This is a genomic window from Streptomyces sp. NPDC006733, from assembly GCF_040636125.1.
Lineage (GTDB): Bacteria > Actinomycetota > Actinomycetes > Streptomycetales > Streptomycetaceae > Actinacidiphila.
In genome coordinates this window covers 37,580-57,289 of the sequence record NZ_JBEYJD010000001.1, presented here as the reverse complement: position 1 = coordinate 57,289, position 19,710 = coordinate 37,580, and the positions used below count along the sequence as shown (strand labels likewise).

Annotated in this window: 18 protein-coding genes; 6 read left to right on the top strand and 12 right to left on the bottom strand. The window is 74.3% G+C overall.

Features of this window, described 5'->3' with window-relative positions:
- The first annotated feature begins 18 nt into the window (after positions 1 to 18).
- The gene (gene leuE, locus ABZ721_RS00255) at positions 19 to 678 is read left to right on the top strand and encodes a leucine efflux protein LeuE (protein WP_358786266.1); all 660 of its coding nucleotides are present in this window, start codon (positions 19 to 21) and stop codon (positions 676 to 678) included.
- Positions 679 to 736: 58 nt separating this feature from the next.
- Positions 737 to 2,143 (top strand): glutamate decarboxylase, encoded by a 1,407-nt coding sequence (locus ABZ721_RS00250; RefSeq protein WP_358786265.1) that lies wholly within the window; start codon positions 737 to 739, stop codon positions 2,141 to 2,143.
- Between the two features lie 113 nt (positions 2,144 to 2,256).
- On the opposite strand, the gene ABZ721_RS00245 is transcribed toward ABZ721_RS00250, so the two are convergent.
- The gene (locus ABZ721_RS00245; protein WP_358786264.1) at positions 2,257 to 3,297 is read right to left on the bottom strand and encodes a rod shape-determining protein; all 1,041 of its coding nucleotides are present in this window, start codon (positions 3,295 to 3,297) and stop codon (positions 2,257 to 2,259) included.
- Complete coding sequence (locus tag ABZ721_RS00240; RefSeq protein WP_358786263.1) at positions 3,294 to 3,776, bottom strand: hypothetical protein; 483 nt, start codon at positions 3,774 to 3,776, stop codon at positions 3,294 to 3,296. The genes ABZ721_RS00245 and ABZ721_RS00240 overlap by 4 nt, the downstream gene beginning before the upstream one ends.
- Positions 3,777 to 4,053: 277 nt before the next feature.
- Between ABZ721_RS00240 and ABZ721_RS00235 the strand changes: the two genes are divergently transcribed.
- Positions 4,054 to 5,733, top strand: coding sequence for a SpoIIE family protein phosphatase (locus ABZ721_RS00235; protein ID WP_358786262.1), 1,680 nt, complete (start codon positions 4,054 to 4,056; stop codon positions 5,731 to 5,733).
- Positions 5,734 to 5,760: 27 nt separating this feature from the next.
- On the opposite strand, the gene ABZ721_RS00230 is transcribed toward ABZ721_RS00235, so the two are convergent.
- Both ABZ721_RS00230 and ABZ721_RS00225 read right to left on the bottom strand, forming a co-directional pair.
- Entirely contained in the window at positions 5,761 to 6,936 is a 1,176-nt protein-coding gene (locus tag ABZ721_RS00230) for a M23 family metallopeptidase (RefSeq protein ID WP_358786261.1), read from the bottom strand.
- 285 nt (positions 6,937 to 7,221) lie between these two features.
- On the bottom strand, positions 7,222 to 7,437 hold the full coding sequence (locus ABZ721_RS00225) for a dodecin (protein ID WP_358786260.1): 216 nt from the start codon (positions 7,435 to 7,437) through the stop codon (positions 7,222 to 7,224).
- 180 nt (positions 7,438 to 7,617) lie between these two features.
- Here ABZ721_RS00225 and ABZ721_RS00220 point away from each other — a divergent pair, with 180 nt between their 5' ends.
- On the top strand, positions 7,618 to 8,700 hold the full coding sequence (locus tag ABZ721_RS00220; protein ID WP_358786259.1) for a PP2C family protein-serine/threonine phosphatase: 1,083 nt from the start codon (positions 7,618 to 7,620) through the stop codon (positions 8,698 to 8,700).
- Positions 8,701 to 8,735: 35 nt separating this feature from the next.
- Here the strand turns inward: ABZ721_RS00220 and ABZ721_RS00215 are convergent, their stop codons facing one another.
- From ABZ721_RS00215 to ABZ721_RS00205, 3 genes are read right to left on the bottom strand one after another with little or no spacing between them, the layout of a single operon-like run.
- Complete coding sequence (locus ABZ721_RS00215) at positions 8,736 to 9,899, bottom strand: PDR/VanB family oxidoreductase (protein WP_358786258.1); 1,164 nt, start codon at positions 9,897 to 9,899, stop codon at positions 8,736 to 8,738.
- Positions 9,883 to 10,758 (bottom strand): metal-dependent hydrolase, encoded by an 876-nt coding sequence (locus ABZ721_RS00210; protein ID WP_358786257.1) that lies wholly within the window; start codon positions 10,756 to 10,758, stop codon positions 9,883 to 9,885. The genes ABZ721_RS00215 and ABZ721_RS00210 overlap by 17 nt, the downstream gene beginning before the upstream one ends.
- Complete coding sequence (locus tag ABZ721_RS00205) at positions 10,755 to 11,786, bottom strand: alpha/beta fold hydrolase (protein ID WP_358786256.1); 1,032 nt, start codon at positions 11,784 to 11,786, stop codon at positions 10,755 to 10,757. The genes ABZ721_RS00210 and ABZ721_RS00205 overlap by 4 nt, the downstream gene beginning before the upstream one ends.
- A gap of 250 nt (positions 11,787 to 12,036) precedes the next feature.
- Between ABZ721_RS00205 and ABZ721_RS00200 the strand changes: the two genes are divergently transcribed.
- Positions 12,037 to 13,704 carry a von Willebrand factor type A domain-containing protein gene (locus ABZ721_RS00200; RefSeq protein WP_358786255.1) on the top strand — a complete coding sequence of 556 codons (1,668 nt, stop codon included), beginning with the start codon at positions 12,037 to 12,039 and terminating at the stop codon, positions 13,702 to 13,704.
- A gap of 27 nt (positions 13,705 to 13,731) precedes the next feature.
- Here ABZ721_RS00200 and ABZ721_RS00195 read toward each other — a convergent pair whose 3' ends face one another.
- The 3 genes from ABZ721_RS00195 to ABZ721_RS00185 all read right to left on the bottom strand — a co-directional run bounded on the left by ABZ721_RS00195 (position 13,732) and on the right by ABZ721_RS00185 (position 16,832).
- The gene (locus ABZ721_RS00195; protein ID WP_358786254.1) at positions 13,732 to 14,994 is read right to left on the bottom strand and encodes a DUF2786 domain-containing protein; all 1,263 of its coding nucleotides are present in this window, start codon (positions 14,992 to 14,994) and stop codon (positions 13,732 to 13,734) included.
- Positions 14,995 to 15,429: 435 nt separating this feature from the next.
- Entirely contained in the window at positions 15,430 to 16,389 is a 960-nt protein-coding gene (locus tag ABZ721_RS00190) for a M56 family metallopeptidase (RefSeq protein WP_358786253.1), read from the bottom strand.
- Positions 16,386 to 16,832, bottom strand: coding sequence for a BlaI/MecI/CopY family transcriptional regulator (locus ABZ721_RS00185; RefSeq protein ID WP_358786252.1), 447 nt, complete (start codon positions 16,830 to 16,832; stop codon positions 16,386 to 16,388). Before ABZ721_RS00185 ends, ABZ721_RS00190 begins: the two co-directional genes overlap by 4 nt.
- A 114-nt stretch (positions 16,833 to 16,946) precedes the next feature.
- Here ABZ721_RS00185 and ABZ721_RS00180 point away from each other — a divergent pair, with 114 nt between their 5' ends.
- Positions 16,947 to 17,672 (top strand): DedA family protein, encoded by a 726-nt coding sequence (locus ABZ721_RS00180; protein WP_358786251.1) that lies wholly within the window; start codon positions 16,947 to 16,949, stop codon positions 17,670 to 17,672.
- Positions 17,673 to 17,724: 52 nt separating this feature from the next.
- Here ABZ721_RS00180 and tatA read toward each other — a convergent pair whose 3' ends face one another.
- A complete protein-coding gene (gene tatA, locus ABZ721_RS00175; protein ID WP_358786250.1) occupies positions 17,725 to 17,964 on the bottom strand; it encodes a Sec-independent protein translocase subunit TatA in 240 nt (79 codons plus the stop codon).
- 217 nt (positions 17,965 to 18,181) lie between these two features.
- Positions 18,182 to 19,555 carry a hypothetical protein gene (locus ABZ721_RS00170; RefSeq protein WP_358786249.1) on the bottom strand — a complete coding sequence of 458 codons (1,374 nt, stop codon included), beginning with the start codon at positions 19,553 to 19,555 and terminating at the stop codon, positions 18,182 to 18,184.
- Positions 19,556 to 19,710: the final 155 nt, after the last annotated feature.

Below are 19,710 nucleotides of genomic sequence, written 5' to 3'. Positions count from 1 at the left end.
GGTGGCACACTTGTTCGCATGCTCGGGATAACTGATCTCTCTACGTACCTGGCGGGGCTGGCCCTGATCATCCTGCTGCCGGGGCCGAACTCGCTGTACGTGGTCTCGGTGGCGGCCCGGCTCGGGCCGCGCACCGGGTACCGGGCGGCCGCCGGGGTGCTGTGCGGGGACGCCGTGCTGATGACGCTCTCCGCGGGCGGGGTGGCGTCACTGCTGCAGGCCAGCCCGGTCGCCTTCACCGTGGTCAAGTTCGCGGGTGCGGGCTATCTGACCTGGCTCGCGGTGGGCATGCTGCGCGGGGCGGTGGCGATGTGGCGCGGGCGGGCCGAGCGGAGGGCCGCCCTCACCGGGGAGGACGCGCCCCGGGAGAAGGCCGAGCGGCCGTTCCGCAGGGCGCTGGTGGTCAGCCTCTTCAACCCGAAGGCGATCCTGTTCTTCGTCGCGTTCTTCGTGCAGTTCGTCGACCCGGGGTACGCCCACCCGGAGCTGTCGTTCCTCGCGCTCGGCGCCTGGGCGCAGCTGTTCAGCCTCACGTACCTGACGGTGCTCATCTTCAGCGGCACGTACCTCGCGGCGGCCCTCCGGCGGCGCCGGAAACTGACGGCGGGCCTGTCGGCCGGTGCGGGTGCGCTCTTCCTGGGCTTCGCGGCGAAGCTGTCGCTGGCCGGCACCGGCTGACGCGCGCGGCGGGCCCGGGCGCCGTAGGGTCCCGAGGAGAACCCGTCGAGGAGGCAGCATGGCGTTGCACAAGGGAGCCGGCGACTCCCGCCCGCTCGCGGTCAACCCGTTCTACTACGGCGACGCCGACCCCGTCGGCAGCATGCGCACCGCGCCGCCCAAGCACCGGCTGCCGGACGGCCCCATGTCGCCGCACACCGCGTACCAGCTGGTCCACGACGAGCTGATGCTCGACGGGAACTCGCGGCTCAACCTGGCGACGTTCGTCACCACGTGGATGGAGCCGCAGGCCGACGTGCTGATGGCCGAGTGCCGCGACAAGAACATGATCGACAAGGACGAGTACCCGCGCACCGCCGAGCTGGAGCGGCGCTGCGTGGCGATCCTCGCCGACCTGTGGAACGCGCCCGACCCGGCGGCCGTCATCGGCTGCTCGACGACGGGCTCCTCCGAGGCGTGCATGCTCGCCGGGATGGCCCTCAAACGGCGCTGGGCCAACCGCAACCAGGACCGCTATCCGGCGAAGGCCCGGCCCAACCTGGTCATGGGCGCCAACGTGCAGGTGTGCTGGGAGAAGTTCTGCGCGTTCTGGGAGGTCGAGGCGCGGCTGGTGCCGGTCAGCGGCGACCGGCTGCACCTGGACGCCGAGTCGGCCGTGGCGCTGTGCGACGAGAACACGATCGGCGTAGTCGCGGTGCTCGGATCGACCTTCGACGGATCGTACGAGCCGGTCGCGGAGATCTGCGCGGCCCTGGACGCGCTCCAGGAGCGCACCGGCGTGGACGTTCCGGTCCATGTGGACGGCGCGTCGGGCGCGATGGTCGCCCCCTTCCTCGACGAGGACCTCGTCTGGGACTTCCGGCTCCCCCGCGTCTGTTCGATCAACACCTCGGGCCACAAGTACGGGCTGGTCTACCCGGGCGTCGGCTGGGCGCTGTGGCGCGACCACGACGCGCTCCCCGACGAGCTGGTCTTCCGGGTCAACTACCTCGGCGGCGACATGCCGACCTTCGCCCTCAACTTCTCCCGGCCGGGCGCGCAGGTCGTGGCGCAGTACTACACGTTCCTGCGGCTGGGCCGGGACGGCTACCGCGCCGTCCAGCAGAGCAGCCGGGACGTGGCGATGTCGCTGGCCTCGCGGATCGAGGCGCTCGGCGACTTCCGGCTGATCACCCGGGGCGACCAGCTGCCGGTCTTCGCCTTCACGACCACCGACGAGATCAAGAACTACGACGTCTTCGACGTGTCGCGCCGGCTCCGCGAGCACGGCTGGCTGGTCCCCGCGTACACCTACCCGGCGGACCGCGAGGACCTCGCCGTGCTGCGGGTAGTCTGCCGCAACGGCTTCTCCGAGGACCTGGCGGACCTCCTCGTGGAGGAGCTCTCCCGCCTGCTGCCCGAACTGCGCCACCAGGAGCGGCCGTTGGACCGCCCGGCGGTGGTGGCGACGGCGTTCCACCACTGAGCGGACGGCGCCGCAGGGCGCGGACGGGTACGACGAAGAGCGTCGGCCGGGCCGGGGTTCACCGGCCCGGCAGACGCTTCGTCATATCCGGTTCACCTGAACAGCGGTGCTGGTCACGCCCCCAGCGGTGCCAGCGCCATCGGGCGGACGCGGCCCTCGATCATGGCGCCGAGGCCCTGGACCGCGCAGACGTCCGGGCGTTCGGCGAGGGCGATCGGCACGCCGGTGGCGTTCCGCAGCATCCCGTCGAGAACGGGCATCAGCGCGCTGCCGCCCGCGAGCATGATGCCCCGCTCTGCCAGGTCGGCCACCAGGTCCGGAGGGCAGCGGCGCAGCACGGTGCCGATGGCGTCGAGGACCGCGGTGAGCGGGGTGCGCATCGCGTGCCGGACGTCGTCGGTCTCGATCACGACGGTACGGGCGCGGCCGCTGACGACGTCGCGGCCGTAGACCTCGGTGACCTCGGCGACCTCCGTGCCGCCGGCGGCCGCCGCGCTGCTGAACACGTTGCGCAGCGGGTGCACGGACTGGGCGGGGAGCATCAGCTCGTGCCGGCTGCGCAGGTGCTGCACGACCGCGTGGTCGATGGCGTCGCCGCCCACCGGCACGGTCTCCGCGGCGACGATGGAGCCGAGCGACAGGACCGCGATCTGCGTCGTCCGGTCCCCGCACACCACGATCATGGTCGCCTCGGGGTGCTCGACGGGCAGCTCGCAGCCGACCGCCGCGCAGATCACCGCGTCCACGAGCTCGACCCGGCGGGCGCCGAGCCCGAACAGCGTCTCGGTCACCGCGCGCTGCGCGAGCGGGTCGCTGCCGTGCGGCATGCAGACGGCGGCCCGCGCCATCGGCGCGCGCCGCCAGGACGTGCGGAGCTTGTCGCCGAGGAGGTGCCGCAGCATCCTCTGGGCCATCGCGATGTCCACGACGGTGCCGTTCGGCGCCGGCCGCACGACGCGGATGTGCTGCGGGGTGCGGCCCTCCATCTGCTCGGCGCGGGCGCCGACCGCGATCAGCGAGCCGGTCGTGGTGTCGACGGCGACCACGCTGGGTTCGTCGACGACGAGTCCCCCGTCCCTGAGGTGGACGCGGGTCCTGGTCCCGATGTCGAAGGCGACGGAACAGCGGCGGAGCTGGTCGAGGGTCGGGCTCACAGCAGCGGGCCCCCGTCCGTGGAGGGACGGTAGTTGGCGAGCGACCAGATGACGAAGACGTCGATCGCGATCAGCGTCATCGCCCAGATGGGCTGGTAGGGCATGAACATGAAGTTCGCGAAGATGTTCAGCGCGGCCAGGGCGATACCGGTGACCCGTCCCCACGCGGCGCCCTTGAGCACGCCGTAGCCGACGACGACCGCGATGGCGCCGAGGATCAGGTGGATCCAGCCCCAGGACGTCAGGTCGAAGCGGAAGGCGTACCCCGGGGTGGTGAGGTACACGTCGTCCTTGGCGATGGCGACGATGCCCTGGAGGATCGCCAGCACACCGGAGACGAAGAGCATCACCCCGGCGAAGACGGTGCCCCCTGCGGCGAGGCCGCCGCCCGAGTGGCCGGCCGGAGGGCGTTCGCCGCTCCAGGACCCTCCCCGTGGAGTGGACGGCGGAGTGGACGCGGTGGGTGAATCCTGGCTCACAACGGGCTCCCGAGATGGCGACGACCTGCACGGCGGGAACGTTGATCATGAAATTCCCGTCTTACGGACAAAAGGATCAGATACCCGGCCCGGTCCCGCCACCGGAGCTGGGCCGTTCGGGGGGCGCGTCTCCGTCCCGGCCGCCAACGGATGCGGATCACGGCTGGTGGGACCACGATGAGTCGGCCCACGATGCGTCGGCCGACGACGCATGGTGGCTCTGCCGCGGTCGGGGCCCGCCCGCGGTGACGGACCGGCGGCGAGGGGAGGCGGACGCGTGCAGCCTGATGCCGACGCGGACTCGAACGTCATCCTGCGCGGGGTACTGGAGGGCACGTCGGCCGGCGTGGGCATCCTCGACCCCTGGCTGCGCTACGTGTACGTCAATCCGGCGCTGGCCCTGATGAACGGCGTGCCCGCCGAGGCGCACCTCGGCCGGACCATCGCCGAGGTGCTGCCCGGCATCGACGGCCGCGAGGACGTGCTGCGGGCCGTGCTCGCCGACGGGCACCCGCGCGAGGTCACGTCCAGCGGCCACACGCAGGCGCCGTCGGGGCTGGAGCGGCGGTACTGGCACGGCGCGTACCACCGGCTGATGGCCGAGGGCGCGGTGATCGGCATCGTCGGCATCGTGCTGGAGGTGACCGCCTCGCGGCAGCAGCAGCGCGACCTGGAGCAGGCCCGCGAACGGCTCACCCTGCTGGACGCCGCCGCCACCCGGATCGGCACCACGCTCGAAATGGACGCCACCTGCGGTGAACTGGCGGACTTCCTGGTGCCGTTGCTCGCCGAAGTCGCCTCCGTGGAGGTGCTGCCGGTCACGCAGGACGAGGGCGGCGGCCGCCCGGCGCGCGGGGCGCTGCGGATGCGCAGGACCGCGCTGTCGTCCGTACCGTGGCTGCGCGAGCGCGCCCGGGTCTTCGGCGTGCCCGGCGAGTACGTGGACTACCAGGCCGGTTCCGCCATCCCGCGCTGCCTGGAGACCGGCAAGCCGCTGGTGCAGAACCTGCTCTCCGACGAGGAACTCGTGCGGGCGGCCCCCAACGCCGAGCGCGTCGCCGCGTACCGGGCCGCGGGCATCCACTCCGCGCTCGTCGTCCCGCTCGCCGCGCGCGGGCACCCGATCGGCACCGTGACCCTGGTGCGGGCCGGGGACTCCCCCGGCTTCTCCGCCACCGACGTCGTCGTCGCCCAGGACCTGGCCGGCCGGGCGGCCATCAGCCTCGACAACGCCCGCCGCTTCACCCGGGAGCACGACATCGCGCTCGGGCTCCAGCGGGCCCTGCTGGCGGAGCCCAGCAGCCCGCACCCGAACATCGAGGTGGCGTCCCGCTACCTGCCGGCCGGCAGCAGCGCGCTCGTCGGCGGCGACTGGTTCGACGCGGTGCGGCTGCCGGGCGGCCGGACGCTGCTGGCGATGGGCGACGTGATGGGGCACGGCGTGGAGGCGGCGGTCGACATGAGCCACTACCGCGCGATGCTGCGGGTCGTGGCGGCCGACGACGAGCCCCCGAACCGCGTCCTGGAGCGCCTCGACTCCCTCATCGCCTCGACGGAGTCGGGCCGCCCCGCCACCTGCATGCTCGTCCTGGTCGATCCGCGGCGCGGCCTCACCTGGTACGCCAGCGCCGGGCACCTGCCGCCCGCCGCCTTCGGCCCGGACGGCGTCGGCGGCCTGCTCCACGTCCCGCCCGGCCCGCCGCTGGGCACCGGGCTCGGCGGGTACCAGCTGGTCAAGGGCCGGTGCCCGCCCGGGTGGGTGCTGCTGCTGTACACCGACGGCCTCGTCGAGCGCCGGGGCGAGGACATCGACGTGTCCCTCGCCCGCCTCGCCCTGCTGCGGCCGACTCCCGAAGGGAGCCTGGAGGAACTGCTCGACCAGGTGCTGGCCGGCCTCGTCCAGCCGGCCGTCGAGGACGATGTCGCGGTGCTGGTGGCCCGGGTGGTCACGCCGTAGCCGCGGCGTGGTGCGCGGGGGGATCGGTCAGCGGAACGGGGCCGGCGCCTGGCGGGCGATCGCGGGCGCCGTGGGCAGTGCGCTGGCGGCGGGCGGCGGACCCTGGACGGGCGCGAGGCGCACCCCGTGCTCGCGCAGCCAGGGGACGGGATCGACCGCGGACCCCATGTCCGGCGTCACCCGCACCTCGAAGTGCAGGTGCGGGCCGGTGGAGTTGCCGGTGCTGCCCGACAGCGCGATCTGCCGGCCTGCCGGCACCCGGTCGCCGACCTTGACCTGCAGCAGCGACAGGTGCGCGTACTGCGAGAAGTACCCGTTGCCGTGCGCCACGACGATCTGGTTGCCGAACCCGTCGCCGCAGGTCGCCCGGACGACCGTCCCCGCGCCGACCGCCCGCACCGGCGTGCCCTCGGGTACGGCGAAGTCCTGGCCGGTGTGCCGGAAGGCCCAGTGGTCGCCGGCCGCGTCGAACCCGGCGGAGAGGGCGTAGCGGTCGACGGGCGCGACCCAGGCGGCGCGCACCGGGATGTCGCTGCCGGGCCGCGGCATCTCCTCGGGGATGGCGTTCGCGCACTCCTGCGGGGAGGCCAGCCGGGCGGACCGGGCGGCCTCCAGCCGCCGCAGCAGCTCGCGAGCCCGCCGCAGCTTGGCCTTGATCTCGTTCTGCAGTCCGGCCTGGCGCGCGGTCCGCTCGTCCAGCTCCTCCAGCGCCCGGTCCGCCGCCGTCCGGTCCTTGCGCAGCCGCGCGGTCGTCGCCCGCACGGTGTCGAGCAGGTTCGCCACGGCCTCGTCGCCCTTGCGGAGCCGTCCCATCTGGTCCAGCAGCGTGTCGGGGGACGCGGAGAGCATCAGGGCGGCGGTCGCCGGGAGCCCCGCGGAGCGGTACTGCATCCGGGCCAGCAGCCCGATGCTGTCGTGCAGCCCGTCCATCCTGCGGCGGCCGAGCGCGACCTCCCGCCGCAGCCGGACGGCCGTGGCGCGCTGCCGGTCCGCGGCCCGCCGGGCGTCGACGTACGCGGCGGTGGCGTCGGCGGCCTGCCGGTACGTGGCGTCCACCTCGGCGGACACGTCGCCGAGGCGGTCGTCGGCGTGGGCCTGCCGGCCGCCGGGGGCGGCGACGGGCAGAACGGCCAGCAGTCCGGCGCAGAGCAGCACGACGAGCGACCTGACGGCCGACCCGCGGACGCAGACGGTTCCTGGCATCGGAGGATCATCGCGTCACGCCCGCCGGACGCGGGGGCAGGACACGCCGCGGGCGCGCGCTCTCCGCCGTTCGGCCCTACCGTGAAGGCGCGCTACCGCGGATGATCACTTTCCGTGGCCGGTGCAGACAGACTGGGGGTCTCCGTGACCGCCACCGGACCCCGGGACGGTCTCCCGGCGGCGGTCACGGTCCTGTCATGCCTCCGGTCGCCGGTCTCCGGTCTCCGGTCGGCGCTGTTGCGCGCCGTCCGCGCTCTTCCGCGCTCTTCCGCGTCGTCGTCCGGGCTACTCGGCGTCGTCCAGCCGGAATCCGACCTTCAGCCCCACCTGGTAGTGCTCGACCTCGCCGTCCACGATGTGGCCGCGCATCTGGGTGACCTCGAACCAGTCGAGCCCGCGGAGAGTCTGCGACGCCCGGTGGATCCCGTTGCGGATCGCGGCGTCGATGCCTTCGTGCGAGGTGCCCACGATCTCGGTCACCCGGTACGTGCGGTCGGTCATGGCGTTCTCCCGGCGTAGTGGGGTCGGTGTGCGTGTCACGGAGCGTCGGTGTGCGACATCCGTGGTGTGCGAAATGCGTCGCTCTGTCCAAGGTGCCCGAGCCGCCGCCGATCCGCATTCCCGCAAAGCGGGACATAAGCTCAGGTACTCGACCGTCTGCCGCCGGAGGAGAGGAAGCGCGTGGACCGCCTGTCCGGCCGCTGGCCCCTCCCCGTCCGCTGCATCCCGCCGGCCCTCGTGCTGGCGGGTGTCCTGTTCGACGCCTTCACCCCCATCGACTACCACGGCGGTCCGCTGCTCGCCGCGGCCTGCGTGACGGCGGGGGCGACGCTCTCCTTCCGGTCCACCGTGGTGCTGGCCGCCGTCGCCCTCGGAGCGATGGTCGGGCTGACGATCCAGCACCAGTCCTTCGGCCACGCCCTGGGCTTCGCCGAGATCGCCAACGTGCTGCTGGCGGGCCTCCTCGGCCTCGGGGTGAACCGGCTGATCGCCCGCTACGGCCGCAGCCTGGCCACCGTTCGGACGGTGGCGGAGGCCGCCCAGCGCGCGATCCTGCCCACCCCGCCGGAACGGATGGGCCCACTGGACATCGCGGTCCGCTACCGCGCGGCCCAGAGCGAGGCGCGGATCGGCGGCGACGTCTACGCCGTCGAGGACACCCCGTACGGCGTCCGGCTGCTCATCGCCGACGTGCGCGGCAAGGGGCTGGGCGCGGTCGCCGCGGTGTCGGTGGTGCTCGGCGCCTTCCGGGAGGCCGCCGAGTGGGCGCCCGACCTGCCGGAGCTGGCCGGGCGGCTGGAGCACGCGCTGATCCGCGAGGGGGCCCGCCGATCGGGCGAGGACCAGTCGGAGGGATTCACGACGGCGCTGGTCGCCGAGTTCTCCGCGGACTGCCGCACGCTGCGGCTGCTGAACCGCGGCCACCCGGCCCCGTACCTGCTGGTCGGCGCTACCGTCGTGGCGCTGAACGCCGCCGAGCCGGACCTGCCGCTCGGCATGGGCGGCCTCGACGGCCGCCGCTCGGTGCCCGACGTCCACCCGCTGCCGCCCGGCGGCAGCCTGCTCCTGGTCACCGACGGGGTCACCGAGGCCCGCGACGGGGCCGGGGCGTTCTACGACCCGGCCGTACAACTGGCGGGCCGCGGGCCGTTCCACGGCCCGAGCGGGGTGATCGACGCCCTGGTGGGCGACGTCGAGGAGTGGACCGGCGGCAGCGGTACGGACGACATGGCCGTGCTCGCCGTCACCTACCACTCGCCCTGAGCGGGTAAGCGGCTGTGCGAGGCGGGCAGGGCCGGTTACACGTCGAGCGTGATCCGGCCGCCCTCGGCCGCCGCCCGGGAGACGCAGACCAGCATGTTCGCGTCCGTGCGGCGGGCCGCCGCGCTGCCCGCGTGGGCGACCTCGCCCGCGAGGACCGGGAGGCGGCAGGTGCCGCAGAAGCCCTGACGGCACGAGTAGCCGGTCTCCGGGCGCTCCTCGGCGAGGACGGAGAGCGCGGAGCGGTCGGCGGGGACCGCGAGGACCGGCCCGTTCGCGCCGAGTTGGAGCTCGAAGGGGGCGCCGTCCACGACCGGGGCCGCGGAGAAGCGCTCGAAGTGCAGCCCGTGGGCACCGGTCGCGGGGAACGCGTCGCGCACGGCGTTGATCAGGGGCGGGGGCCCGCAGAAGTACACGGAGGTGCCCGGTCCCGCGTCCGCCAGCAGCAGTTCGGCCGTCGGGACGCCGTCCGTGTCGTCGGTACGGACGGTCACCCGCCCCGAACCGCCGTCCAGCGCGTCCACTTCGGCCAGGAACGGCAGGGTCGCGCGGCTGCGGCCGGTGTAGACGAGCCGCCAGTCGACGCCCGCCGCGGCGGCGGCCCTGACCATCGGCAGGATCGGGGTGACGCCGATGCCGCCCGCGATGAACAGGCAGGCGCCGCCCGGCGCGTAGGCGAAGGCGTTGCGCGGGCCGTGGGCGCGCAGCTCGGCCCCGGGCACCAGCGTCTCGTGGATCTCGCGGGAGCCGCCGTCGCCGTCCGCGATGCGCCGCACGGCGATCCGGTACGTGGCCGGGTCGGCGGGATCCCCGCACAGCGAGTACTGCCGGCGGCGCCCCGACGGCAGGTCGAGGTCCAGGTGCGCACCCGGGTGCCAGCCGGGCAGCGGGCCGCCGCCGGCGGCCGCGAACCGCAGGCTGACGACGTCCTCGGCCTCCGGCCGCACCTCGGTGACGACGAGCCGCAGCGAGCGGTCGACCGGGCGCGGCTCGCGGCGCTTGCGGCGGGCGCTCTGCCACAGCAGGAAGGGGGTGACGCGCGCCATCAGGGCGAGGAACGGGTCCGGGCGCGGGTCGGTGGCGCTGCGCGGAGGCGGCGTCCGCGGGCCGTACTCGGTCGAGGTCTCGGTCTCGGTCTCGGTGCTCACGTTCGGTCCTTCGACGTCCTTCAACCGGTCCGGCAGGTCAGCGGTGGGCGGCACGCGCGGCAGGCGAGGCCGCGAGGTAGGCGACGGCCTGGGCCGTCGAGCCGTAGTGCGAGGGGTGGTAACCGGGCCGCAGGTAGCCGAAGTACAGCCGCACCAGGCTCGCCGGGCTCGGCAGCACGCCCTTGCGCGAGGCCCGGAACCAGTCGCGGAAGCGCGGCTTGTCGCGGCCCGGGATGCGCGCGGGGTCGGCGGCCATCAGGTAGCGCAGGCCGCGCACCCACCAGTAGAGGAGGACGGGGAAGGCCACGACATGGGCGCGGACCCGGTTGCGGTAGCGGCCGTCGAGGTGCGTGAACAGGTCGTAGGCGACCGCCCGGTGCTCGACCTCCTCCGCGCCGTGCCAGCGGTAGAGGTCGAGGATCTCCGGGTTGTGGTCGGTGCGGTCGATCGCGTCGGCGTTGAGGATCCAGTCGCCGAGGTACGCGGTGACGTGCTCGATCGCCGCGATGATCGCGACCCGGTCGATGATCCAGCCCTGTGCCTTCTTGCCGGTCAGGTCCCGGTCGCCGAGCATCGTGCTGAAGAACCAGCGCAGTTGAGCGGTGTACGGGTGGGTGTCGAAGCCCACCTTCTCGAAGTGCGTGAGGACCGTCTGGTGCGAGGAGGAGTGCGTCGCCTCCTGCCCGATGAACCCGATGACGTCCTCGCGCAGCCGGTCGTCCTTGATCATCGGAACGGCCTGCTGGAAGACGGTGATGAACCAGTCCTCGCCCTCGGGCAGCAGGATGTTCAGCACGTTCGCGAAGTGCGTCGTGAACGGGTCGCCGTCGATGTAGTGCATCGGCAGGCCCGTCCAGTCCCATTGGACGTCGCGGGGGGCGAGCACCAGGTTGTCCGGCTCGGTCGCGGTCATTCCCGTCCTGCCTTCCGTGCGATGGACGGCTCGGGCGTCGCCGCACCCCGCGTCCGGTCGGTCCGTTCGATCCTGTCGGTCCGGTCGGTCCGGTCCGTCCGGTCCGTCCGGTCGGCCTGCTCGATCCGGTCGGCCTGCTCGATCCGGTCGGGCTGCTCGATCCGGTCGATGAGTCGCGCTGTGAACTCCGCGACCAGTTCGGGGCGGAACGCGGGCAGCCAGTGCCCGCCGTCCACGAGGTGGATCTCGGTGTCCGGCGCCCAGTCGGTGATCTCGGTCTGCCACGGCGCCAGCACGAACATGTCCCGCCGCGGCGCGAGGACCTGCGCGGGCAGGTCGGCGCGGCGGGCCCGGGGCCGCAGGGTGCGCGGCAGCACGTTGGCGCGGTAGAGCTTCAGCCCCGCACGGTTGCGGGACGCCAGCCCCCGGCCGTAACCGTCGGGCGCTTCCCCGGTCTCCAGCCGCCGGGCGGCCCTGGTCACCGCGTCGAGCAGGCCTGCGCGGCAGGCGAGCTCCGCGACGCCGGGCACGTGGAAGAAGCCCACGTAGCCGGAGGCGAGCGACTGCCGCGTGACGTTCCAGAGCCTGCGCGGGCTGGGGCGCAGCTGCGCCCGGAACCAGCGGCCGGTGTGGTCCAGGTCCGGACCGGAGATCGAGGTCAGCGACGCGAAGCGGTGCGCCGTCCCGGGCACGGTCACCGTGTGCCAGCTCTGCACGGAGCCCCAGTCGTGCGCCAGGACGTGCACGGGCGCGTCCGGGCTGACGGCGTCGGCGACGGCGGTGAGGTCGGCGGCCAGCTGCGGGAGCCGGTAGTCACGGTTGTGGCGTGGCACTCCGGAGGCGCCGGAGCCGCGCACGTCGTACGTCACGACGTGGAAGCGGTCGGCGAGGTGCCGCACGACGCCGTCCCAGACGCCGTGGTCGTCGGGGAAGCCGTGCACGCACACGACCGTCGGTGCGGTCGGTTCGCCGTGTTCGTGAACGGCCAGCCGGACACCGTCCGAGGCCGTGACCCATCGCTGCGACATGGCGGTCACGATGGCAGCTTGTTGACGCCATGTCTACTAGTGCGCCAGGACTCGTCCCCTCAGGACCGGTCCGCCACGGACCCGCCCGCTCAGGACCCGTCCGCTCAGGACCCGTCCGCTCATGACCCCTCCGCCGCGGCCCGTGTCGGCCGTTGCCCCATCGAGACGCTTCCGCAATTCCCCCGATGCCTCCGGGACGGCCTGTCGATCGTCACACCTGCAAAGGCCGACGAGCCCGTGGGGGAATCGCATGGAGCGGTACGAGCAGCGGTACGAGCGACGCGACGCGCAGCGCGACGAGCGGCGGCACGGGACACGTTCGGCGAACGCGCGCCGGGCCGCCGTGGCGGCGGCCGTCGCGGGCGGGCTGCTGCTCGCGGGGTGCAGCGGCGGCACACCCGACCGGTCGCCCCACGGCAGCTCCGACAAGGCCGCCGCACGCCCGGCGCCCGCCGCTCCGTTCAACGGGCCGGCCGCGTCGGCGAACCCGGAGGGCGCGGCCGGGGGCGGCGCTGACGACGGCGCCGCGCAGAAGCGCGACCAGTCGGCGGCGCCCAGCTACCTGTCCACCTTCGCGCTGGACGTCGACACCGCCTCGTACGGCTACGCCCGGCGCACCCTGACCGGTGGCCGGCTGCCCGCCCCCGACACCGTGCGCCCGGAGGAGTTCGTCAACAGCTTCCGGCAGGACTACCCGCAGCCCGAGGGCGACGGGTTCTCGGTCACGGCGGACGGTGCCCGCATCGACTCCGCCGACACCGAAACCGAAACAAGGTCCGACGGCGGGGGCGGGGGCGGGTGGTCCCTGCTGCGCGTCGGCCTGGCCACGCGCTCCGCGCCGAGCACGGACCGGGCGCCTGCCGCCCTGACGTTCGTCGTGGACGTCTCCGGCTCGATGGCCGAGCCCGGCAGGCTCGACCTCGTCAAGCAGGCGCTCGGCAGCTCGATCGACTCGCTGCGCGCGGAGGACTCCCTCGCCATCGTCACCTTCAGCGGCCAGGCGCGGGTCGAACTGCCGATGACGCGGCTCGGCGACGTCGGGAGCCGCGGCCGCGTCCACACGGTCGTCGAGCGGCTGGAGCCGCGCGACGAGACCAACCTCGCCGCGGGCGTGCAGGCGGGCTACGCGGAGGCGGTCAAGGCCGCGCGGCCGGGCGTCACCAACCGCGTCGTACTGCTCTCCGACGGCCTCGCCAACTCCGGCGACACCACTGCCGCCGCCATCCTGGACCGCGTCGGAGCGGCGCGGCGCGACCACGGCATCACCCTGTTCGGGGTGGGCGTGGGCAGCCAGTACGGCGACAAGCTGATGGAGCAGCTCGCCGACAAGGGCGACGGGCACACCTCGTACGTCTCGGAGCCCGAGGCCGCACGCCGGCTCTTCACCGACCAACTGCCCGCCAACGTGGACCTGAGGGCGCGCGACGCGAAGGCGCAGGTCGCCTTCGACCCGCGGACGGTCGGCGAGTACCGGCTGATCGGCTTCGAGAACCGGGCCGTCGCCGACGACGACTTCCGCGACGACGCGGTGGACGGCGGCGAGGTCGGCCCCGGCCACACCGTCACGGCCCTGTACTCGGTCCGCCTCAGGGCAGGCGCCTCCGGCCACGTCGCCACCGCCACCGTGCGCTGGCTCGACCCGTCCACCCGGACCCCCCACGAGCGCTCCGGCACGATCGAGGCCTCCGCGCTCACGTCCCCGCTCTGGACCGCCGCCCCGAAGCGGCTGCAGGTCGACGCCGTGGCGGCCTACTTCGCCGACTGGCTGCGCAACCGCAGCACCTCCGGCCGCCTCCCCGGCGCCCCCGGGATCCCGGCCCTCGCGGAGCACGCCACCACCCTGGCCACCAGCACCGAGGACCCGGCCGTCCGCGACCTCTCGCAGGCCGTGACGCAGGCGCGGCAGCTGGCGGGCTGACGAGTCGGTGGGCCGACGGGCCGACGGCTACGGGCCGCCGAGAACCGCCCGGTCCGCCGCCGCGGTGCCGTGCGTCCAGCCCTCGTGGTCGCGGCCCTTGAGGCGGTGCGAGGTGGTGGTGGGGAACATGCGGGTGGTGGCGTCGCGGACCGCGACGTCCCGCGCGGCCAGCGCCGGCAGCAGGCGCTCCGCCGGGAGGTCGGGGGCGTGGACGGCCTGCTCGGTGGCGTCGGCGAGGCGCTCGCGGATGCGGCCCGCGTAGGCGATGAGGAAGGACTGCCGGAAGTCCTTGGAGAGCGAACCGCCCTTCCGCGCCTTGCCGCCCCGGCCCTTCGCACCGCCCCCGGCCTTTGCCTGCGGGGTGCGCAGCATGGCGGCGTCCGCCTGGACCAGCAGCGACGTGTAGAGCAGCTCGACGGCCTCCAGGTCGGGTTCGAAGCCGACGACCGTCGAGAAGCCGAAGTCGCCCGCCCACACCGCCTGGCAGCGGTTGGCGGCGGCCACGGCGTCCAGCAGTAGCGCCTTGGCGCCCTCGTAGGGCTGGTCGATGCCGATGCGGCAGGCGCCGGGGCCGCCGGGAGCACCCGCGCCCGGGTCCGCGGCGACGAGGGCCTCGTCGATGCTGTGCCGGGCCATCAGCTGCTGGGCCTTGGAGCTCAGCGCCTCGGCCTCCTCGGGGAAGTCGGTGGACTCGGCCTTGGCGAGCAGCGCGCGGATCCGCCCGAGCAGCGGAGCCGCGTGGCGGCCTGCTGCGGGGGCCGCGGCTGCGGGCGCGGCCACGGGGGTGATGCGGGGCAGCCGCCCGAGCAGGCGCAGGAGTTCCAGGACGGAGACGGCGGCGGAGAACCCGTCGAGCCGTTCGCGGCGGCCGTGGGCGGCGAGGAGGCGGTCGGAGCCGTCCCACGGGCCGGCGGCTGCCAGCTCCGCGAGCTGGGCGGCCCAGCGCGGGTCCTTCGAGGCGGCGTCCGCGGGGGCCGTGCGGGCCTCCGCCGTGATCAGGTCGGCGGCCAGGCGGGCGTGCGCGTCCGTGAGCCGGCGGCGCGCGATGCGCACCACGTCGGCGGGCTGCCAGCCACGGGTCCAGCAGGACCGGACGAGCCGGTCGGTGAGCTCCAGCAGCGCGCCGTTCGCGGCGCTCGCGGCCTCGGGGCCGGCGCCGCCCGCGGCGGCCAGGGCCGAGGCGCTGAGGTCGACGGCGTCCTCGGCGTCGGCATCCACCGCGTTGAGCGCGCCGAGGTACGCCCGCTCGATCGCGTCCCGCACATCGTTCTCCACCACGTTCTCCGCCACGTCCGCCGCTTGCCCTTCCGGGCCCCGGGCCCCGTCCTCGCACTACCGAAATGCCGAACTGCCGAACTGCCTTCGCCTGCCACCGGCACCATCGCCTGGCCTGCCGTCGCCCGCGTGCTGTCACCGGGGGGGGTCGTTCCCGGGGGCTTGTCCCCAGGGGTCGTTCCCGGGGGGTCGTCCCCAGGGGGTCGTCCCCGGCATTCATCCCCGGGCGTCCGTCGCCGGGCATTCATCCGCGGGGGTGTCCCCGGGGCCTTCATCCCCGGAGGGTCGTCCCCGGGCATCCGCCCCCGCCGACCGTCCCCTCAATTCTGCGGGAGGACCGCCGCGCTCTTCGCCGCTGTTCGGCGCAATGTCCACCGCCGCTCGCCGCCGCTCGCCACCGGCCACCGCTGGTCACCGTCAGCAACCACCGGTCACCGCCAGGCGCCGCCCCTACTCGCCCTGGGCGATCTCCACGCTCTCGTGGAGATCGGTCGCGGCCTCGACGGCCGCCGCCGCGGACAGCAGGAGGCAGCCGGCGAGGAGGGCGGCCACGAGGCGCGGGCCGCGGAACTGCCGGGGGCCGGCCGGCGGCGTGGCGCGCAGCAGGGCGGCGACGCGACGCGGCACCGGGCCCGTCGTGGCGCCGAGCGCGGCGCTGGGGCGGGCGGAGCCGGCCGCGCGGGACGCGAGGGCCGCGCGGCCCACCGCGCGCGCCGCGAGGCGGCGGTCGCCGACGGCGGACGCGGCCGACTCGTCGGCCCAGCGCTCCAGCGCGTACGAGAGCGGCTCCCGCAGCCCGCGCAGCAGCGGATGACAGGTGGCGGCGAGCGCGGCGACGACGAGGAAGCGGTGGTGGTGCCCGGCGAGATGGGCGCGCTCGTGGGCGAGCAGCGCCTCCCGTTCGGCCGGCCGCAGGGCCCGCAGCATGCCGGTCGTGACGACGATCCTGCCGGGACGCCCCGGCAGGGCGTACGCGTCGGGCTCGCTGTCCCGCAGGACGGCGAGCTCGCCCGCGGGCCCGCAGGCGAGCGCCGCGGCGCGCGCACGGGTCAGCTCGGCACGGTAGCGGCGGCCGGTGAGGGTCACCGCCGCCGCGCAGCCGACGAGCAGCAGGGCGGCGACGCAGGCCGCAGGCACGGTCAGGTCGGCGCCGCCGAGGCCGGCCAGGCCGCCGAGACCCCCGGGGAGCAGCGGCAGCCTGAGATCGCCCAGCGCGGCGACCGGCGGCACCAGCAACGCGCCTTGGGCGGCCAGCAGGACCAGCGCCAGCGTGCTGCTCGCGGCCAGGATCGCCGCCGTGCAGACCAGCAGCCAGGCGGCGGCGCGCGGCGCGAGGGAGGCCGCGAGCCTGCGGGCGACGGGGACGGCGAGGAGCGGCATCAGCAGCGGCGGGAGGAGGTCCGGGTTCACCGCGAGCCCGCCCGTCCGGGGCCGTTCTCCCCGCCCTGGGCGCGGGCACCCGGCTCCGCGCCGCCCTCGACGGCCGAGTCGGCGTCCTCCAGGAGGGCGCGCAGCAACTGCTCGTCGTCGGTGCTCAGCTGCGACACGAAGCGGGCCAGCACGGTCTCCCGGTCCTCCTCCTTGTCCAGCTCGGAGCGCATCCGCCGGGCGGCGAGGCCCGGCGAGTCCTGGGTCGGGGTGTAGGCGTAGCCGCGCCCCGACTTCGTCCTGGAGACGGCGCCCTTGTCGTGCAGCCGCGCCAGGATGGTGGTGACCGTGGTGCGGGCGAGGGCGCTCCCCAGTTCGCGCTGGACGTCGGCGGGGGTGAGCGGCCCCTCGGCGGCCCACAGCGCCGCCAGGACACTCGCCTCCAGCTCGCCCGGCGGGCGGCGCGCCGGATGTGTCTCTGGCATGAACACCCCTTCCACCTGATTCGCCTACAGTGCTGTAGACCGTCTACGCGACTGTAGTCGGCCGGGTGCGGCGCTGATCGCCCCCGCAGCCCATTATGGGAGGGCCCTCCGACAATGCCCCTGCCTCTGGCCACACCCCTGCCGGACGCCGTGCACCAGGCGGTACCGCTGGCGGTCAACCTCCTGGACGCCAAGGACCTGCTGGCGACGTTCGGCGCGATCGGCATCGCCGTGGTGCTGTTCGCGGAGACCGGCCTGCTGATCGGGTTCTTCCTGCCCGGCGACTCGCTGCTGTTCACCGCCGGCCTGCTGTGCGTCCCCGGCGCGTCGGACGTGGTGCATCTCACCCTCTGGCAGGTACTCCTCGCGGCGTCCGCCGGGGCGCTGCTCGGCGCGCAGACCGGCTACTGGATCGGCCGGCGGGGCGGCCCGCCGCTGCTCGCCCGGATCCACAACCCGCATCTGCACGACGGCGTCGGCCGCGCGGCCGAGCTGCTGGAGCGGTACGGGCACGCCAAGGCCGTGGTGCTCGCGCGCTTCATCCCGGTCGTGCGGACCGTGCTCAACCCGATGGCCGGCGTGCTGAACGTGCCCGCGCGCACCTTCGCCGTCTGGCAGGTCATCGGCGGCCTCTTCTGGTCCGTCGGCCTCGTGCTCGGCGGCTACGCCCTCGGCTCGTCGGTGCCCAACGTGGACAAGTACCTGCTGCCGATGATCGCGCTCATCGTGATCGTCTCGCTCATCCCGCTCGCGTTGGAGTTCTACCGCTCGCGCAACCGCGTCAAGGCGGCCGGCGCGGGAACGGGGACCACCGGAAGCGACGCGCCCGAGGGCCTGTGACCTCAAGGACATCGAGGATCTCGGGCGTCGATCGTCCGGCGGCGCGGAGCGGCTACGAGGTGTGAGGGTGCGCCTCGGGTGCGGGGGCCGGCTTGGCGTCCGCGGGGGCCGTGGCGGTCGCGGGGGCGGGGTCGGCGCTCTCGGCCTTCAGCGCCCGCGCCTCCGACTTTAGGATGCGCATCGACTTGCCCAGACCGCGGGCGGCGTCGGGCAGCTTCTTCGAACCGAACAGCATGATCAGAACCAGTGCCACCACGATGAGGTGCCACGGTTCCAGCCCGTTTCGCAACACGGGGGTCCTCGCTTCGCTGGGAGAGGGCCCAGGGGTGTGCCTGGAGAGCCCGGGGAAATGCGTCGTCTGTCGCATTGTCGCCCGGACGTGCGCGTCATCAGCTCCTGCGCACCCAAAGCATCGGCAAAGGCTCCGTATACGGCGGCCCGGCCCGCACCAGGCTCCTGCCCCGTCCCCAGTGCTGGGGATGGCACCAGTGCTGGGGACGGCCCCGGCCTCAGTCCAGCGTCTTCCAGGCGGGACTGAGCACCATGGCCTTGAGACGGTCGATAGTGAACACCGGGGCGGTCCGGGTCGCGGGCCGGTGGTAGCCGCTCGCGTTCAGCTCGGCGAGGACGATCCGCCGGCCGTTGGGGCGCAGGATCTGCGCGATCCAGCGCACGGTCCCGGTGCCCCCCTTCTCCGCCGACTCCTGGGAGACCATCACGCGGGTGCCGTCGGCGAGCGTCTCGGCGCCCGAGAAGAACGCCAGGCTGTCCGCGCTCCTGGGCTCCCAGAACTCCACGTTCACCTCGATGAGGGTCTTGCCGTGCCCGTCGTCCACGGTCACGTGCGCGAAGCTCGCCGAATCGCCGGCGTCACTGCGCCGCATTCCGGCCGGGATCAGCCCTTTGAGGACGGCACTGATGGCGGGCCCCGGCACCGAGTGGCTCGCCTCGGCGGGGGTGGAGGTGCCCGTGGTCGCGCCCGTGCTGGAGGTGCCCGAAGGGGCGCCGGTGGTGGAGGTGCCCGTGGCGATGCCGGGCGCCGGTTGGTTCGCCGGGGTCCTGGCCGGTCCGAGGGCGTCGAACACCGGCTGCCAGACCTTCACGCTCACCAGCGCGGCCAGTTGCGCGGAGTTCAGCGGCGGATCCGTCCGGGTGTCCGGCGCGCCCTTCTCCGCCGTCGAGTTCCACTCCTGGGCGTTGACGACATGCCCGTCGCGCGTGGTCAGGGTGGCCTGCCAGGCCTTGGTGTTCACCCGGTGGTCCGGGTACTCGTACCCCTTGAGCAGGATGAGCACGGAGCCGTCGGTGAGCACGGACCGGTCGCACGAGTCGAACTGCGCGTACACGCGGTCCGGGCAACGGGTGCCGGGATCCGTGTCCTGCCCGGAGGGCGCGTGGCTCAGGCTGACGCTGACCAGCCCCGGCCCCTGCCCGTCGTCGAAGACCGCCTCCGCGTACGGCGCCGCCATCAGGTCGTCGGCACCGCCCCCGCCGCGCCCGTGCTCGGCGGTGGTCGTGCCGGGCGGCAGCGCGGACTTGAGCAGGCCGATCATGCGCTGCGCGGTGATCTCCTTGCTCGCGAAGAGGGGGGCGGCGGTTTCGGTGCCGTCCGTCGCGGCAGGGCCCTCGGCGGCACTGTGTCCGACCGAGCCCGGCAGCGCGCCGGCCATCAGTCCCCCGACGGCGACCAGCGTGAGCGTCGCCGCACCGCCCGCGACGGCGGCGCTGCGGCGCAGCCGCATGATGCGGCCGCGCTCCGCGCCACCGTCCACCAGCGCCCGGGTGTCGGTGGAGAAGGTGTCGGCGGCGCCGCGTATCGCGTGGGCGAGGTCGTCCTCGAAGGGGTCCGTGGGCACGAAGGGGTCGAAGGGGTCGAAGGGCATGGGAAATCACCGATTCGTGGGCGTGGAGCGGGGGCGGGGGTGTGTGTCGCGTGGTGGCGCTGTGCTGTCGGGGGTGGGACGTCGTCGGAGGAGCCAAGGGCGCCGGGGGCCGGGGGTCAAGGGGCAGGGGCCGAAGATCAGGGGCCGGGGGTCGA

What these genes read in the sequence shown, in the direction of transcription:
- ABZ721_RS00185 (WP_358786252.1), bottom strand. Translation starts at nt 16,832, where the DNA reads ATGCCAGAGACACATCCGGCGCGCCGCCCGCCGGGCGAGCTGGAGGCG.
- ABZ721_RS00180 (WP_358786251.1), top strand. Translation starts at nt 16,947, where the DNA reads ATGCCCCTGCCTCTGGCCACACCCCTGCCGGACGCCGTGCACCAGGCG.
- ABZ721_RS00230 (WP_358786261.1), bottom strand. Translation starts at nt 6,936, where the DNA reads ATGCCAGGAACCGTCTGCGTCCGCGGGTCGGCCGTCAGGTCGCTCGTC.
- ABZ721_RS00250 (WP_358786265.1), top strand. Translation starts at nt 737, where the DNA reads ATGGCGTTGCACAAGGGAGCCGGCGACTCCCGCCCGCTCGCGGTCAAC.
- ABZ721_RS00205 (WP_358786256.1), bottom strand. Translation starts at nt 11,786, where the DNA reads ATGTCGCAGCGATGGGTCACGGCCTCGGACGGTGTCCGGCTGGCCGTT.
- leuE (WP_358786266.1), top strand. Translation starts at nt 19, where the DNA reads ATGCTCGGGATAACTGATCTCTCTACGTACCTGGCGGGGCTGGCCCTG.
- ABZ721_RS00200 (WP_358786255.1), top strand. Translation starts at nt 12,037, where the DNA reads ATGGAGCGGTACGAGCAGCGGTACGAGCGACGCGACGCGCAGCGCGAC.
- ABZ721_RS00210 (WP_358786257.1), bottom strand. Translation starts at nt 10,758, where the DNA reads ATGACCGCGACCGAGCCGGACAACCTGGTGCTCGCCCCCCGCGACGTC.
- ABZ721_RS00225 (WP_358786260.1), bottom strand. Translation starts at nt 7,437, where the DNA reads ATGACCGACCGCACGTACCGGGTGACCGAGATCGTGGGCACCTCGCAC.
- ABZ721_RS00170 (WP_358786249.1), bottom strand. Translation starts at nt 19,555, where the DNA reads ATGCCCTTCGACCCCTTCGACCCCTTCGTGCCCACGGACCCCTTCGAG.